Origin of the sequence: Natronomonas marina (assembly GCF_024298905.1) — an archaeon.
Taxonomy (GTDB): Archaea; Halobacteriota; Halobacteria; order Halobacteriales; family Haloarculaceae; genus Natronomonas; species Natronomonas marina.
In genome coordinates this window covers 2631059-2645204 of the sequence record NZ_CP101154.1, presented here as the reverse complement: position 1 = coordinate 2645204, position 14146 = coordinate 2631059, and the positions used below count along the sequence as shown (strand labels likewise).

Here is a 14146-nt window from a genome sequence, read left to right as displayed (position 1 = left end):
GGTCACTCCAGCCGGGACTCGTCGACGTAGAAGACGAACGGAACGTCGTCGCTCCGCATGAAGTGGACCCGGGCCTCGTAGCGGTCGTCGATGCGTTCGTCGACGGCGGCCCGTTCCTTCTCGTAGGCGACGACGACCGGGGGGTTCTCCTCGAGGGCGTCGTCGAGAGCGGCGCCGTTTTCCGCACAGTCGGCCGACACGTCCCCGGCCTCGAAGTACCACGGCAGCGGCAGAGCGTTGAACCAGTTCGAACAGGTCGGTCGGCGCTCCAGTTCGTCGTCGACCGGGTTGTGCAGGTGCGGGCCGTAGAGGACGACGTCGGTGCCCTCGTTCTCGTCGGCCAGCCGCTGGATGTCCGCAATCGTCGGCTCGAGGTCGCCCGACGGCTGGGCGTACTGCACCAGCGGGTTGTCGTCGGACTGGGGGTTCTGGAAACTGGTCGCGTAGGCGGTCGCTCCCATCGAGGCGACGACGAGCACGACGACGACGCCGACGAGCGCGAGGCTGACGGTGTCCCCGTCGGCGCGGGCGTCCCGGCCCCACCGGAGGAGGACGCCGAGGGCGACGGCGGCCGGGATCGACAGCGGGAGGACGACGTGGACGACCAGCCAGCCGGCGCCGCCGATGTCCGTGATGAAGGGGTAGCCGACCACCGAGGCCGCCCCCCAGTAGAAGCTGAACGAGACCAGGTCGTCGGGTCGGTCGCCGGCGTACAGCGTCCCGAGGAAGCCGGCGACGGCCAGGAGGATCAGCGCCGTCGACGTCTCGGCCGTCGTCGCCGACAGCCCCCCGAGGTACTCGATGTAGGGGTTCGGGTCCTTCGTTCGCGGCGTTATCCACTGGCAGCCGTACAGTTCGGCGGTCGACCCGAGCGTGAAGGCGACCAGTTCGGGCAGTCGCAGCGGGTTGGCGAGAGCCTCGCCCAGCGTCGGTGCCGCCGCGACGTCGAAGTACCCGTCTATCGGGGACCTGTTACAGGAGAAGTAGAAGGTCTCCCTCGACGGGAGGCTGCCCCGCGGGGCGTAGATGTAGACGACGGTGGCGAAAAAGAGGGCGACGCTGCCGGCGATGCTGCCGGCGTGGCGGCGGAGGCCGCGGCCGGCCCACCGCAGGTACCGTCCCAGGACCGAAACCGGCGTCGCGTCGGTGAACCGCGCAAAGAGCAGGCGGTGGTGGAGCAGCAGCGCCGTCGCGCCGAGGAACGCCAGCAGGTACGCGATGACGTTCTCCTTGGCGCCGATGCCGACCGCCAGCGCGAAGGTCGCCCCGTAGAGGTAGCGGCCGTCGTCGAAGTCGATAGCCCGGACGAAACAGGCGAAGGCGAGAAAGGAGAGCCCGCCCGCAATCACGTCCCCGCGCATGAACCGCGAGTAGTACAGCAACACGGGATTCAGCGCGAGCAGTAGCGCCAGTGCGACGACGGACTCCTCGCGGAGCCGGTGCCGGAAGAGAAGCGCCACGAGCGGCAGCAGACCGCCGACGAGCGCCGGCACCAGCCGCATCGCGAAGTCGGTCGCGCCCAACAGTGCGAACAGGTCGTCGTTGAGGAGGTGCAACAGCGGGCCGTGGATGACGGGCCGGTAGAACAGCACGCCCGTCTCGCTGTACTCGATTATCCAGTAGGCGACCCGCCCCTCGTCGAAGTGGGCGACGCGGTTCCCGAGGAAGGCGAGCCGGAAAAGGAGCGCGAGAACGGCGAGTCCGACCACCGCCAGCGCCGTCCGGTCCCGACGAACGTTCATCGGGCGATACTGCTGTCGTCGGGATTAGAAGCCTTCCGGTCCATCCTGTTGTGTGTTACCGGATAACAAGATTCAAACTGCTGGGGTCCCAAGGGGACCGGAACTATGCCAGCACAGCGACCGACGTTCGACACCAGGGATCGACGGCGACTCTACGAGTTCGTCGACGAGCGGGGCGGCGCGACCTACGACGAACTCGTCGAGGCGGAGCTTCTGACCGACCCCGACCGGTACAGACAGCTCGTAGCGGTGATGAAACGCGACGGCGTCATCGAGGAGGTCGACGGCCGTCTCCGGTCGGCCGTGGACGCGGCGGGCGCCGAGCACCACCGCATCGACGGCGCGGAGGTCACCATCCGGCCCGCTCGCCAGGGTGATATCTCCGGCGTCGTCGGCGTGATGAAGCAGGTGGCAGACGAGAAACGCTACATCGTCGCCGAGGACGTCGCAAAGCAACTCGCGGGCGACAGCGCCCTGATGCGCGAGGACCTCGACCACCGGCGGTTCTTCGTCGGCACGATCGACGAGGAGGTGGTCGCGTGGTGCGGCGTCGAGCGACCGCACCTGGAGAAACTGGCACACAACGCCGAACTCACGCTCGGCGTCCTCGAGGAGTACCGCAGCGACGGCATCGGCAGCCGCCTCATGGAGCGGGCGCTGTCGTGGGCCGAGGCACGCGGCTTCCACAAGGTGTACAACAGCGTCCCCGCGACCAACGCCGCCGGCATCGAGTTCCTCGAGGATCACGGCTGGAACACCGAGGCCATCCGCCGGGACCACTACCGCATCGACGGCGCGTTCGTCGACGAGGTGATGATGGCGGTGGTCCTCGAAGACTGAGGGCCGCGGCCGGAGGGTGTCGCACGGTCCGTGTTGTCCGTCCGTTCTCGGCCCCACCGACGCCCGCTTCCGGCAGTTCTTTTAGCGGCCGTCGCCCACCCCGACTCATGGTAGCGCTCGGACTGGTGGTCGCGCAGTTCAACAAGGAGCGGCCGATAACCCACGAGATGGCCGACCGGGGGCGGGAGGCGGCACGCGAGGCCGGCGCCGAAATCGTCGAGACCCTCGAGGTACCCGGCGCCTACGACGCACCGCTGGCGGCCGACCGGCTGGCCCGCCGCGACGACGTCGACGCCGTCGCCGTGCTCGGCGCCATCATCACCGGCGACACGGACCACGACCGGGTCATCGCTGACGCGGCCGCCCAGGGGCTGACCGACGTGTCGCTGGAGCGGGACACGCCGGTCGCCTTCGGCGTCACGGGACCGGGGATGAGCACCGCCGAGGCCGAAGAGCGGGTCGAGTACGGCGCCACCGCCGTCGAGAGCGCTATTTCACTCGCAGAGGAACTCCAACAATGACAATGGAATTCGCGGACCGCGTCGAACGTGTCGAACCGAGCGCGACGCTCGCCATCAGCAACCTGGCGTCCGACCTGGAGGCCGAGGGAGTCGACGTCGTCGACCTCTCGGTCGGCGAACCGGACTTCCCGACGCCGGAGAACGTCGTCGAGGCCGGCAAGCGCGCGATGGACGAGGGCCACACCGGGTACACGCCCTCGAACGGCATCCCGCGACTGAAGACGGCCATCGCCGAGAAACTCGCGGCCGACGGTCTCGAGTACACTACCGACGAAATCATCGTCACGCCCGGCGCCAAGCAGGCCCTCTACGAGACGTTCCAGGCGCTCGTCCAGGAGGGCGACGAGGTGGTGCTGCTCGACCCGGCGTGGGTCAGCTACGAGGCCATGGCGAAGTTGGCCGGTGCCGACGTCTCGCGGCTGGATCTGTCGCCGCACGACTTCCAGCTAGCCGGCGCCGTCGACGAACTGGGCGAACTCGTCTCCGACGACACCGACCTGCTCGTCGTCAACTCGCCGTCGAACCCCTCCGGCGCCGTCTTCGAGGACGCGGCCCTGGCGGGCGTCCGCGACCTGGCGGTCGACCACGACGTCACGGTCGTCTCCGACGAGATATACGACGCCATCACCTACGGCGTCGAGCAGACGTCGCTGGGGTCGCTGGACGGCATGGGAGACCGGACGGTCACCATCAACGGCTTCTCGAAGGCCTACTCGATGACGGGCTGGCGGCTGGGCTACCTGGCGGCGCCGGAGCAGCTCGTCGATCAGGCCGGCAAACTGCACTCGCACTCGGTGTCGTGTGCGGCCAACTTCGTCCAGCACGCCGGCGTCGCGGCCCTGGAGGGAACGAACGGCGCCGTCGCCGAGATGCGCGACGCGTTCCGGGACCGCCGGGACATGCTCGTCGACCGCTTCGCCGAGTACGGCGTCGACGTCCCCGTCCCGGACGGCGCCTTCTACATGATGCTGCCGGTCGCGGGCGACGATCAGGAATGGTGCGAGGGCGCCCTCGAGGAGGCCCACGTCGCGACGGTGCCGGGCAGCGCCTTCGGGACGCCCGGCTACGCGCGACTCTCCTACGCGGCCAGCGAAGAACGGCTCGAGGAGGGCGTCGAACGGCTCGCCGATGCCGGCTACCTCTGAATCGGTGCCGGCCGCCGAGGCCGCAAAGCGCCGCAGGGACCCTCCCGCGGCCGCCTCCCCCGTCGGCGGGACCGACGCCCGCCGAGACGAGGCGGATGCATCCCCACCGGAGGAAATCCGGGGCGGGCACGACCGGGATTCCCGGTCGTGGCTCGCTCCGTTCGCCCTCGCGGGCCCGACGGGACGGGAGTTACCGACCGCCCGACCGCCGTCGAACGATCCTCCACCCGATTTACCGTCCGCGACTCGCATCAACGGTTTCTCTAGCGGCCTAGAAACGGGATCCGACCGCTCCGGCTCGGCTTCGTCGCTCCGCAACGAGGCCCCGTCCACAGGATATAACTATCGAGCGAAAAGTCGTCGAAATATGGTCAATCCCGTGGTCGGCGGGCTCCTGCTCGCGTTCGGACTCGGGAGCGCGCTCCGCCCGTACCGCTTCGCCCGGTTCGAGGAGCGCCTCGACGCCATCGGCAGCGAGCGGTCGTGGTCGGAGGTCGAACCCGCCGACTGGAAGGTGACTGTCACGCGGGTCTCCGGGGTCGTCGTCGCGCTGTTCGGCCTTCTGGTCTTCCTCGACGTCTGAGGAGCGCCCCGGCGGTCACTTCTGCTGGAGGTACGCCTCGACGAGGGCCTCCTCGGCCTGCCGGAGGTGGTAGTGCAGGGTGGGCGAGGAGATGTCCATGGCGTCGGCGAGTTCCTCGGCGGTGGCCTCCCGTGGCCACGAAAAGTAGCCGCCGAAGTAGGCGTGTCTGAGCGCGGCCTGCTGGCGGTCGGTGAGCCGACGGGCGAGCGGGTCGTGGAACTCCTCGGCGGTGCGGACCGTCCGGTCGAGGGTTCGCTTCGAGACCAGCTCCGCGTCGTCGCTCTCCTCGGCCGCCTCGACGACCGGTCGGACCGGTACCTCGCCGGGAACCTCCGCGACGACCGTCGAGACACCGTCCTCGGACACGAGGTCCGTCGTGACCGCTCCGGCGTCCAGCAGCCGGTGGACGAGCGATTCGTTCGTTATCACCTCGAAGACGTCGTCGTCGCCGTCGGACCCGACCCGCGAGACCGACTCCACCGTCGACCGCTCGGCGAGGCCGTCGGGGACGGCCTCCGAGTCGGACCCGGGTACGGTCACGTAGTGGCGGTAGTTCCCCGACTCGGTGGGTGTGGACCACTCGTGGTGGCAGGCCCCGTCGGCCAGCTCGGAGACGGGCGCGAGCAGTCCATCGGGGGCCGTCACCCGGAACCGAAGCTCCGTGGTCGACTCCGAGAGCAACAGCCGCTCGGTCTGGGTCGCGTGGATAGCGAAGCCCACGACGGAGCCGAGCCGGCCGAGTGCTTTCCGTTCGCGCTCGCTGAACGCGTCGTCCCGCGAGGAGTAGATGCAGAGGACGCCCTCGACGTGGTCGCGGTGAACGACCGGGACCGCGATGCCGGAGGCGATACCGAACCGCTCGGCGGCCTCCCTCGCGGCCGTCGGCAGGTCCGAGAGACCCTGGACGACCTGCGGGGTCTCCGTCTCGACGGCGACGCGGGCCGGCCGGTTCCAGTCGGTCCCGTTGAGGCGCTCGACGACGTCGAGGAACTCCTCGCTGGTACCGACGCCGGCACGCGGTTCGACGACGTCGGCGTGGTCGTTGCGGCCGATCCAGACGGACTGGTACAGCTCGCAGTCGGCCAGCCGCTCGCAGGTCACCTCCTCGACGCCCGCGCGAGTGGCGGCGTCCGTAACCGCCTGAACCACCTCGTGGACGGTTCGGCCGATCCGGTTGAGCCGCTCGAGTTCGTCGCGTCGCCGCCGGAGCCGTCGTTCGCGCTCGCGGCGCTCCGAGACGTCGCGCCCGATGCCGACGATCACGGTCCGGCCGTCGATGTCGAGCTTCGCGCCGTTGAACTCGTGGGGGACACACTCGCCGTCGGCCGTGAGAACGTCGAAGGTGACCGTCACGTCGGGCGGGAACGACCCTGCGTGCTCGAAGGCGGTGCGTGCGTCCTCGCGCTGGTCCGGCGGCAGGACCTCGAAGACCTCCAGCCCCTCGAGGGTCGACTCGTCGTAGCCGGTCGTCTCGGCGACCGTCTCGTTCCACCACAGCAGCCGCCCCTCGCGGTCCACGGCGTAACACAGGTCCGGACTGGCGCCGAGAATCCCCCGTGCCAGCGTGTCCGGTTTCAGATCCCCCATATCGGAACGTACGCCCGGCTGTGCGCGCAGGCTGAAAAAACGGTTGGAACGCGAACGTGACCGACTCGCGGGGTCAGTCCTCGAGGGCGTCGGCGACGCGTTCGATCTCGCGGCGAATGTCGTGGAGTTCGTCGCGGACCTTGCGGACCTCGCGGACGAGCTCCTCGTTGTCCTCCTCGCCGCGGCCGCCGGGACCGCCGGGACCGCCGCCCATGGCGCCGCCGGGGCCGCCGCCGCCCATCATACCGCCCATCATCTGGGCGAAGGGGCTGCCACCGCCGCCGCCCATGCCGCCAGGGCCACCGCCCATGCCGCCGGGACCGCCGCCGCCCATCATCTCCTCCATCTTCTCCTCGCGGCTCAGCCCCTCACCCTCCTCGCCTTCGCGCTCGTCGGCGCGCTGCTGTCGGATCTCCTCGACCCGCTCGCGGAAGGACTTCTCCTCGCCGCTCTCCTCGCTTTCTTCCGTGCTGACATCCTCTGACGCGTCTTCGTCGTCCGTCATGCACCACCGTTTCGGCTCCCGGCAGAAAAGTCTGCAGGTCTCGCTGCCGGCTACCGCCGCCGCAGCAGGACGGCCATCCCGGCGGCAGCGACGCAGAGCACCCCGAAGTTGAACACCGCGCGGGCGATGGGCCGGTAGCGTTCGCCGATCCAGACGCTGATGATCGACGAGAGGCTCCCGTAGAGACCCGCCGCCGCGACGACCGCGAGGACGCCCAGCGCGAGCAGCGCCCCCCACCGGACGTAGGGGACGATCCCCTCGGCGTCGACCCGCGAGCCGCCGCCCCCGTCGGTGCCGTCCGGGTCGGACTCGGCGTCCGGCACCTCGCGCTCCTCGACGCCGTCGCTCACGCCGACCACCTCCGCGTCGCCAACAGTCCGGCCACGAGGGCGACGACGACGGCGGCGGGACCGAAGCCCGGTGCGCCGCCCCCGGTGTCGGCCTCCGTCGGCTGCGGTGGTCCGCCGCCACCGCCGGTCTCGAAGTCGCTGGCCTCGAAGGCGACCTCGCGCCGCGTCTCGTTGACCGACAGCGTCTCCTGGGGGTCGAGGTTGGCGACCGTCCGCGTCGACTCGAGGACGACGCCGTCGCGCCACAGGGTCACGTCGAGGTAGTAGTTGTAGCCGTCAGGGACCGTCAGGCGGACGTCCGGGGTCGCCGTCCGTCCGGGTTCCAGACCTCCGAGGCGGGCGTCGCTCCGGGCGGCGACGACGTTCGAGTCGGCCTGTCGGGCGGTGACGACGAGTTTCAGTCCCGACTCGGGGTCGTCGCCGCCGTTCGTCAGGTAACTGGTGACGTTCAGCGTCGCGGCGTCGTCCGCGACGGACTCGACGCGGTACTCCACGGAGGGCTGGCTGGCAAACTCGTGGAACCGGACCGACGACCGGGCGTACGGCGGCGTCAACGCGCCGACGCCGCTGACGCGTGCGCTCGCCCTGTCGACGCGCTCGCCGTCGACGTACAGCAGCGTCGTCACCTCGTAGCCGCCCTCGCGGGGAACGGTCACGGCCAGCGGGACCTCGCGTTCGCCCTCGTCGTCGACGGTCCCCAGGTCGCGCCGCGTCGTGTTCACGACCAGACCGCTCTCGCGGTCGGTCGCGCGGGCGACGACGCTGACGTTGTCGGCCGCACCGCCGCGGTGCCGGAGGTAGACGGTCGTCTCCAGGGTCGCCGTCTCGCCGGTCACCTCGCCCGCGGCGAGGGTCATCTCGGCGACGTCGAACCTGGCTGGCGGTTCGTCCGCGTCGGGGGCCGGAGCGCTGACGAACCCCGGCACGAAGGCCGCGAGCGCGACGGCGACCAGGACGGCGGCCGCCGCCGCGGCTCCGAGGAGGGCTTCGGGTCGCATGCCAGAACGTGCCACGGCCCCCGGTAAGTGCTTTCCCCCTCAGCCGAAGGTACCGAGGCTCGACTGGACCTCCCGCGAGGAGGTCCCCTCCCGGAGTTCGTACCCGAGGAGGTCGCGCATGTCGACTGCGAAGACGCCGCCGGTCCGTTCGAGGACGAGCACCCGACCCTTGGTCCCCCGGACGGTACCCGAGGCGAGCGTCTCGGCCACCGGCGCGGAATCGAGGTCCAGTCCGTACTCGAGGTCGAACCGCTGGCGGACGTCGAACGCCGCCAGCAGGCGCTCCCAGGCGTCCCCGTCGACGGACCGCCCCATCCCGTCTATCTTCGTCGCCACGCGGACGGCGTCGGGCACGGGAACGTCGGCGGCCAGTTCGGACTCGATTTCTCGGGCAATTCGGCCGTTGGCGACGGTGTAGAGGTGCGCGCCCCTGTCGGCGCCCTGCTCGCGGAGCCGGGTTTCGAGTCGCGGGCGCTTCGTCACACCGACCTTGAACGTCGACGGCGCGAAGGCCGCCAGGTACACCGCGTGCTCGGTGTGACAGTCCATCTCGGCTTTCAGACAGGTCCCGGTGCACTTCGCACAGACCCACGTCGAGTCGTGGGCCGCACAGTACGGCGCCGTCGGGTTCTCGCAGGCGACGTGATCGTCGCCGTCGAACGTGCCCGCACACCGGCGCTCGCCGAGCGTGTACGCGAGCCGTCGCCCCGTCGACAGCGGCTCGCGCTCGACGACGCCGTCGGCGGCGACCCGGAGTGCAGCCTCCCGACCGCCGCCCTCGCCCGTGTCGTAGCCGACGACCTGCACGAGGGGATGTAGGCCGCTCGTCGGTTTAGGCGTTCCCGTCGCGGGTGGGTACCGATCGACGGCAGCTTGCAGGCGGGGACTCGCGGCGCTCGGACGCTGAGATAGTTCTTTGGGGGAGGCGCGCCAAGCGGCGGCATGCTCGATGCGTCGCTCGGGGTGACCGTCGGCGACGGCGTCTCCTTCAGTTTCACCGTCGAAAACGGCGGCGACCGTATCGTCGAACTCACCTTTCGGGACGCCTGCAAGGCCGACTTCGCCGTCTTCGAGGGCGACGAGGAGGTCTGGCGCTACAGCGACGGCCGGATGTTCGCACAGGCGCTCACGAGCGCGGAACTCCAGCCGGGCGAGTCGGCCGCCTTCGAGGAGACGTGGCCCGACCCCGCGCCGGGCGACTACACCGCCGAGGCGACGCTTCGGGTCGTCGACCACGAGATTACCGCGCGGACGCCCTTCTCCGTGTGACTACCGGAGGTCGGCCTCTAACAGTTCGCGGGTCGCCCGCCGGACCGCCTCGTCGGAGGAGTCGTCGGGCTCGAAGCCGAGACCCGCGAGTTTCTCGATGGAGAGGCGCATCCGGGGGACGTCGCCGGTCCAGCCGCGGTCCCCGCCGGTGAAACTGTACTCGGGGTCCAGCCCCATCTCGTCGGCGACGATGTCGGCGATGGTCCGCACCGACGTCGTCGTCCGGGTGCCGAGGTTGTAGGTGTTGACCGGGGCGTCGGCGTGCTCGACGACGTGACACATCGCCTCGACGCACTCGGAGATGTGCATGTAGGACTTCTCCTGGCGGCCGTCACCGAGGATTTCCAGTTCGGTGGGGTCGTCCCGTAGCTTGTCGATGAAGTCGGGGACGACGGCGCCGAGCTGGAGCCGGGGGCCGACGATGTTGGCGAACCGGAACGTCCAGACGGTGAAGTCGTGGCTGTGGGCGTACACCGACAGGAGCGACTCCTCGGCCAGTTTGGCGGCGGCGTAGGTGCTGATGGGCTCCAGCGGCGCGTAGTCCTCCGGGGTCGGCCGCGGCGCCTCGCCGTACACCGTCGACGAGGAGGTGAAGGCGACGTTCTCACAGCCGACCTCGTCCATCCGCGCGGCGACGTTGGCCGTCATCTCGGTGTTCAGCCGGAACTGGCCGGTCGGGTCGTCGGTGTTGACGGCCTTGTCGGCCGCGAAGTGAAAGACGGCGTCCGTCTCGTCGTCGATGGCCTCGGCGACCACGTCCTCGTTTCGCAGGTCGCCCTCGACGACCTCGGCCTCGCCGGGCACCCACTCGCGGCGGCCGTTCCCGAAGCGGTCGACGACGACGACGTCGTTGTCGGCGACGAGGCGGTCCGCGAGGTGCGAGCCGACGAAGCCGCCGCCGCCCGTGACGCAGATGCGCTTCTCGGAGAGTTCCATTGTCGGCCGATCGGGGGACACCGACAAGTCGGTTTCGAAGCGCTGCGTCCGGCGCGGCATCGAAACCCCCTAACGCGTTCCCCGAGAAGGACCTCGCATGCAGGGAGAACACGAGGTGGTCGTCCTCCGTCTCGGGCACCGGCCCGGGCGGGACAACCGGATGACCACCCATGTGGGGCTCACCGCGCGCGCACTCGGCGCCGACCGGGTCGTCATCGCGGGTGAGGCCTCCGACCCGAAGGCGACCGTCGAGGAGGTGGTCGACCGCTTCGGCGGCCCCTTCGCGGTCGAGGTGACGGACGGCCACCGGCGGCTTCTCCGGGAGTGGGAGGGTAGCGTCGTCCATCTGACGATGTACGGGCTGCCGCTCCAGGAGGTCGAAGGCGAGGTTCGGGCGGCCCACGAGACGGGACCGCTGGTCGTCGTCGTCGGGTCCGAGAAGGTACCCTTCGACGTCTACGAGGCGGCCGACTTCAACGTCGGCGTGACCAACCAGCCCCACTCGGAGGTGGCCGGCCTCGCGGTCTTCCTCGACCGGCTCTTCGAGGGCCGGGAACTCGACCGCGAGTGGACCGACGCGAGCCACCGGGTCGTCCCGAAGGCGACGGGCAAACTGGTCGAGCCCGTCGACGAGTAGCGGCGGCCGCGAACGGAGATTTAAAGGGACTGCGCGGCCGAACTACACCCAATGGCTTTTGAGGAACTGCTGAACGACCCCGTGATTCAGAAGTACCTCCACGAGCTCGTCGGTCCGACGGGGATGCCCGTCGCCGCCGCGCCGCCGGACGGCGAGGTCACCGACGAGGAGCTCGCGGAGGAGCTCGGGCTCGAGCTCAACGACGTCCGCCGGGCGCTGTTCATCCTCTACGAGAACGACCTGGCCTCGTACCGCCGGCTCCGGGACGAGGACTCGGGGTGGCTCACGTACCTGTGGACCTTCGAGTACGAGAACGTCCCCGAACAGCTCGAAGAGGAGATGCACCGCCTGCTCGAGGCGCTGGAGGAGCGTCGCGCCTACGAGCGGGACAACGAGTTCTACCTCTGTGGGCAGTGCCAGCTCCGCTTCGAGTTCGGCGAGGCCATGGAGTTCGGCTTCGAGTGTCCCCAGTGTGGCGCCCAACTCGAGACGATGGACAACCAGCGGCTCGTCAGCGCGATGGACGCCCGCATCGAGGAACTGCGAGACGAACTGAACGTCGACGACGAACGCGTGGAAGCCTGATGGTCGTCCTCGCCACGAAGGTCTACGTCGAGGGCGAGGCCCGCCGGCGGGCGCTGGACTCCCTGGAGTCGCTCGTCGCCAACGACCTGGCCGACCTCGACGTCGAGTTCACGCTCGGCCTCCGCGACGACGAGTTTCCCTCGGTCACCGTCACCGGCGAGGATGCCACCGTCGCCCGGAACCTACTCGCGGCGGAGTGGGGCGCGATCACGCCCCACCGCGAGACCGGCGAGACCCACGTTGGGACGCTGGAGTCGTGGGACGACGAGGGGTTCGTCCTGGACGCCGGCGAGGAGGTCCGGGTGCCGGCCGAGGAACTCGGCCTCGGGCAGGGCTCGCCCGCCCAGGTGCGCAAGCGGTTCGGCCTCGTCCAGCACGTCCCGTTGCGGTTCGTCGAAGCGGAGGACGGCCCCGCCCGACTCGCCGACGACGAGCGGGACCGCCTCTACGAGTGGACCCGTGGCACCGACCGGGTCAACGTAAACAGCGCGACGCGGGCGGAGGTCAGGGCGACGGTCAACCGGGCCGGCCACGCCGAGGACATCGTCACCGTCGAGCGGCTCGGCCTGCTGGAGCAGAGCATCGTCTGTCGGGAGGGCACCGACGCACCGGGACTGCTGGCGGACGTCGGCCCACACCTCCGGTCGGAACTGCTCGCGGTCGTTCCCTGAGATGAACCGACGCCTCCTCGCCGCGGCCGCCTTCCTCGTGTTGGTCGGGCTGGCCGGGTGCGTGACGCCGTTCGGCGGCGACGCCGCGAGCCCGTCGGACCTCTCGCAGGACGCCACCTACGAGTTCGACACCGACCGGGACGCCTACATCGTCGTCAACGAGAACAACTACACCGCGGTCTACAACGTCTCGAAGGCCGACAGCAACGAATCGATCGCACTCTACACCACCGACTCCCTCACCGTCGAGCAGCCGCTGGCGATACGCGCGCTCCAGTTCCGGTACGCCAACGAATCGAGATTCCCCAACGGGACGGTCGTCCGCTACGAGAGGAACGCGACGGGTCCCAGGCGGGTGTATCCGAACGGGGAGAACGACTCCGTCGACACGCTCACCGTCAACACCACCAACAAACGAACGAAGATCGATCTGCCGGCCGAGGAGGGCCAACTCGCCTTCACCGTCTCGAAGAGCGGCAAGGAACTCGCCATCCGGCCGCCCGTCAACGGGAGCTTCGAACTCGTGTTGCCGCCGAACACCGACGCCTCGCTCCCGCTCCTGTCGCAGGTCCGGCCGCCGAACGACGGCCGCGAGACGGTCGGCGACCGGGTCCACCTCACCTGGGAGGAACTCGACACGTCGGTGCTCGTCGTCCGGTGGTACCTGAACCGGGACGTCTGGCTGTTCGGCGGGCTCGCGGCGGTCGCACTGCTCGTCGGCCTCGTCGGGACGGGCTACTACTACCTGCAGGTCCAGCAGGCCAAGAAGCGCCGCCAGACTGAAGGCATCGACGTCGACTACGAGGACGACGGCCGCGACCCGCCGCCCGGGATGGGCTGACCTGGGGTACTCGCCGGGCGGACCCGTGCGGTTTAGGCGCTTGCGGTCCCACCTTCCTCCATGGACGTCGCGCTGGTGTGCGTCGGCGACGAGTTGCTGGCCGGCGACACCGTCAACACGAACGCCGCGTGGCTCGGCGAACGGCTCGCCGAGCGCGGCGTGAACGTCGAGCGGGTCACCGTCGTCCCCGACCGCGTGGCCGACATCGCCCGCACCGTCAACGAGTACCGCGCCGCCTACGATGCCGTCGTGACCACCGGCGGTCTCGGCCCGACCCACGACGACCTGACGATGGAGGGCGTCGCCGCGGCCGTCGGCCGGACGCTCGAACCCAGCGAGGCGGTCCTCGAACGGCTGGCGAGCGAGGGCGGCTACGCCCGCGAGGACCTCGCGGCAGGGACCGCCGACATCCCGGCCGGCGCTCGCCCGCTCCACAACGTCGAAGGGGTCGCCCCCGGCTGTGTCGTCGAGAACGTCTACGTCCTCCCGGGGGTCCCCGCCGAGATGAAGGCGATGTTCGAGGCCGTCGCCGGGGAGTTCGAGGGCGAGGAGCGCCACGTTGACTTCCTCGTCGTCGACGAACCGGAGAGCGCGCTCGTCGACCGCTTTGCGGAACTGCAGGAACGCTTCGACGTCATCGTCGGGAGCTACCCCGGCGACGACGTCCGGGTGAAGCTACAGGCCACCGACGAGACGGAACTGGAGGCGGCCACGGAGTGGCTCCGCGCCAACGTCGAGGTGGCCTAGCTACCGGTAGAGGTACCAGAGCCAGCCGACGGTGATGGCGAGACTCGACAGCAGCACGGCCCAGCCGCTGGCGGCGACGACGCCCGTCTGGACGCCCTCCTGCAGGGGGAAGTACATGCGCGGCGGTTGCCCGGGAGGGACCTTAATCGATTCCCTTCGCCGCCGGGGGCGGCTCGCGGGCGTGGCTCG

17 protein-coding genes are annotated in these 14146 nt (G+C 69.9%); 10 read left to right on the top strand and 7 right to left on the bottom strand.

Annotated elements, in window-relative coordinates:
- Positions 1-2: 2 nt before the first annotated feature.
- Positions 3-1742 carry a flippase activity-associated protein Agl23 gene (locus tag NLF94_RS14205; protein WP_254838283.1) on the bottom strand — a complete coding sequence of 580 codons (1740 nt, stop codon included), beginning with the start codon at positions 1740-1742 and terminating at the stop codon, positions 3-5.
- A gap of 105 nt (positions 1743-1847) precedes the next feature.
- Here NLF94_RS14205 and NLF94_RS14200 point away from each other — a divergent pair, with 105 nt between their 5' ends.
- The 4 genes from NLF94_RS14200 (at position 1848) to NLF94_RS14185 (ending at position 4831) form a co-directional block, all read left to right on the top strand.
- The gene (locus NLF94_RS14200; RefSeq protein WP_254838282.1) at positions 1848-2582 is read left to right on the top strand and encodes a GNAT family N-acetyltransferase; all 735 of its coding nucleotides are present in this window, start codon (positions 1848-1850) and stop codon (positions 2580-2582) included.
- Positions 2583-2689: 107 nt separating this feature from the next.
- Positions 2690-3103: a 6,7-dimethyl-8-ribityllumazine synthase gene (ribH, locus tag NLF94_RS14195; protein ID WP_254838281.1), complete on the top strand. Its 414-nt coding sequence runs from the start codon at positions 2690-2692 to the stop codon at positions 3101-3103.
- Entirely contained in the window at positions 3100-4248 is a 1149-nt protein-coding gene (locus NLF94_RS14190) for a pyridoxal phosphate-dependent aminotransferase (RefSeq protein WP_350355829.1), read from the top strand. Before ribH ends, NLF94_RS14190 begins: the two co-directional genes overlap by 4 nt.
- 367 nt (positions 4249-4615) lie before the next feature.
- Positions 4616-4831: a DUF6199 family natural product biosynthesis protein gene (locus NLF94_RS14185; protein ID WP_254838280.1), complete on the top strand. Its 216-nt coding sequence runs from the start codon at positions 4616-4618 to the stop codon at positions 4829-4831.
- A 15-nt stretch (positions 4832-4846) separates the two neighbouring features.
- Here the strand turns inward: NLF94_RS14185 and NLF94_RS14180 are convergent, their stop codons facing one another.
- The 5 genes from NLF94_RS14180 to NLF94_RS14160 all read right to left on the bottom strand — a co-directional run bounded on the left by NLF94_RS14180 (position 4847) and on the right by NLF94_RS14160 (position 9078).
- Positions 4847-6418, bottom strand: a complete 1572-nt coding sequence (locus tag NLF94_RS14180) for a bacterio-opsin activator domain-containing protein (RefSeq protein ID WP_254838279.1) — start codon at positions 6416-6418, stop codon at positions 4847-4849.
- Between the two features lie 73 nt (positions 6419-6491).
- Positions 6492-6923: a hypothetical protein gene (locus NLF94_RS14175; protein ID WP_254838278.1), complete on the bottom strand. Its 432-nt coding sequence runs from the start codon at positions 6921-6923 to the stop codon at positions 6492-6494.
- A gap of 50 nt (positions 6924-6973) precedes the next feature.
- Complete coding sequence (locus NLF94_RS14170) at positions 6974-7273, bottom strand: DUF8060 family membrane protein (protein ID WP_254838277.1); 300 nt, start codon at positions 7271-7273, stop codon at positions 6974-6976.
- Positions 7270-8271, bottom strand: coding sequence for a DUF7490 domain-containing protein (locus NLF94_RS14165; RefSeq protein ID WP_254838276.1), 1002 nt, complete (start codon positions 8269-8271; stop codon positions 7270-7272). Before NLF94_RS14165 ends, NLF94_RS14170 begins: the two co-directional genes overlap by 4 nt.
- A 39-nt stretch (positions 8272-8310) precedes the next feature.
- Positions 8311-9078 (bottom strand): DUF2797 domain-containing protein, encoded by a 768-nt coding sequence (locus NLF94_RS14160; RefSeq protein ID WP_254838275.1) that lies wholly within the window; start codon positions 9076-9078, stop codon positions 8311-8313.
- Positions 9079-9213: 135 nt separating this feature from the next.
- Here NLF94_RS14160 and NLF94_RS14155 point away from each other — a divergent pair, with 135 nt between their 5' ends.
- Positions 9214-9540, top strand: coding sequence for a BsuPI-related putative proteinase inhibitor (locus NLF94_RS14155; protein ID WP_254838274.1), 327 nt, complete (start codon positions 9214-9216; stop codon positions 9538-9540).
- On the opposite strand, the gene NLF94_RS14150 is transcribed toward NLF94_RS14155, so the two are convergent.
- Positions 9541-10476: an NAD-dependent epimerase/dehydratase family protein gene (locus tag NLF94_RS14150; RefSeq protein ID WP_254838273.1), complete on the bottom strand. Its 936-nt coding sequence runs from the start codon at positions 10474-10476 to the stop codon at positions 9541-9543.
- A gap of 97 nt (positions 10477-10573) precedes the next feature.
- Here NLF94_RS14150 and NLF94_RS14145 point away from each other — a divergent pair, with 97 nt between their 5' ends.
- The 5 genes from NLF94_RS14145 to NLF94_RS14125 are packed head-to-tail and all read left to right on the top strand — an operon-like array spanning position 10574 to position 13957.
- A complete protein-coding gene (locus NLF94_RS14145; protein ID WP_254838272.1) occupies positions 10574-11113 on the top strand; it encodes a tRNA (cytidine(56)-2'-O)-methyltransferase in 540 nt (179 codons plus the stop codon).
- A gap of 51 nt (positions 11114-11164) precedes the next feature.
- Entirely contained in the window at positions 11165-11698 is a 534-nt protein-coding gene (gene tfe / locus NLF94_RS14140; RefSeq protein ID WP_254838271.1) for a transcription factor E, read from the top strand.
- Entirely contained in the window at positions 11698-12369 is a 672-nt protein-coding gene (locus NLF94_RS14135; RefSeq protein WP_254838270.1) for a DUF2110 family protein, read from the top strand. The genes tfe and NLF94_RS14135 overlap by 1 nt, the downstream gene beginning before the upstream one ends.
- Position 12370: 1 nt before the next feature.
- Positions 12371-13210: a DUF5803 family protein gene (locus tag NLF94_RS14130; protein WP_254838269.1), complete on the top strand. Its 840-nt coding sequence runs from the start codon at positions 12371-12373 to the stop codon at positions 13208-13210.
- Between the two features lie 60 nt (positions 13211-13270).
- Complete coding sequence (locus NLF94_RS14125) at positions 13271-13957, top strand: competence/damage-inducible protein A (RefSeq protein ID WP_254838268.1); 687 nt, start codon at positions 13271-13273, stop codon at positions 13955-13957.
- Positions 13958-14146 lie beyond the last annotated feature (189 nt).

Bases quoted from the DNA above. Each gene is read 5' to 3' on its own strand.
- NLF94_RS14175 (WP_254838278.1), bottom strand. From the start codon at position 6,923: ATGACGGACGACGAAGACGCGTCAGAGGATGTCAGCACGGAAGAAAGC.
- ribH (WP_254838281.1), top strand. From the start codon at position 2,690: ATGGTAGCGCTCGGACTGGTGGTCGCGCAGTTCAACAAGGAGCGGCCG.
- NLF94_RS14155 (WP_254838274.1), top strand. From the start codon at position 9,214: ATGCTCGATGCGTCGCTCGGGGTGACCGTCGGCGACGGCGTCTCCTTC.
- NLF94_RS14150 (WP_254838273.1), bottom strand. From the start codon at position 10,476: ATGGAACTCTCCGAGAAGCGCATCTGCGTCACGGGCGGCGGCGGCTTC.
- NLF94_RS14130 (WP_254838269.1), top strand. From the start codon at position 12,371: ATGAACCGACGCCTCCTCGCCGCGGCCGCCTTCCTCGTGTTGGTCGGG.
- NLF94_RS14200 (WP_254838282.1), top strand. From the start codon at position 1,848: ATGCCAGCACAGCGACCGACGTTCGACACCAGGGATCGACGGCGACTC.
- NLF94_RS14165 (WP_254838276.1), bottom strand. From the start codon at position 8,271: ATGCGACCCGAAGCCCTCCTCGGAGCCGCGGCGGCGGCCGCCGTCCTG.
- NLF94_RS14190 (WP_350355829.1), top strand. From the start codon at position 3,100: ATGACAATGGAATTCGCGGACCGCGTCGAACGTGTCGAACCGAGCGCG.
- NLF94_RS14180 (WP_254838279.1), bottom strand. From the start codon at position 6,418: ATGGGGGATCTGAAACCGGACACGCTGGCACGGGGGATTCTCGGCGCC.
- NLF94_RS14145 (WP_254838272.1), top strand. From the start codon at position 10,574: ATGCAGGGAGAACACGAGGTGGTCGTCCTCCGTCTCGGGCACCGGCCC.
- tfe (WP_254838271.1), top strand. From the start codon at position 11,165: ATGGCTTTTGAGGAACTGCTGAACGACCCCGTGATTCAGAAGTACCTC.
- NLF94_RS14185 (WP_254838280.1), top strand. From the start codon at position 4,616: ATGGTCAATCCCGTGGTCGGCGGGCTCCTGCTCGCGTTCGGACTCGGG.
- NLF94_RS14135 (WP_254838270.1), top strand. From the start codon at position 11,698: ATGGTCGTCCTCGCCACGAAGGTCTACGTCGAGGGCGAGGCCCGCCGG.
- NLF94_RS14125 (WP_254838268.1), top strand. From the start codon at position 13,271: ATGGACGTCGCGCTGGTGTGCGTCGGCGACGAGTTGCTGGCCGGCGAC.
- NLF94_RS14205 (WP_254838283.1), bottom strand. From the start codon at position 1,742: ATGAACGTTCGTCGGGACCGGACGGCGCTGGCGGTGGTCGGACTCGCC.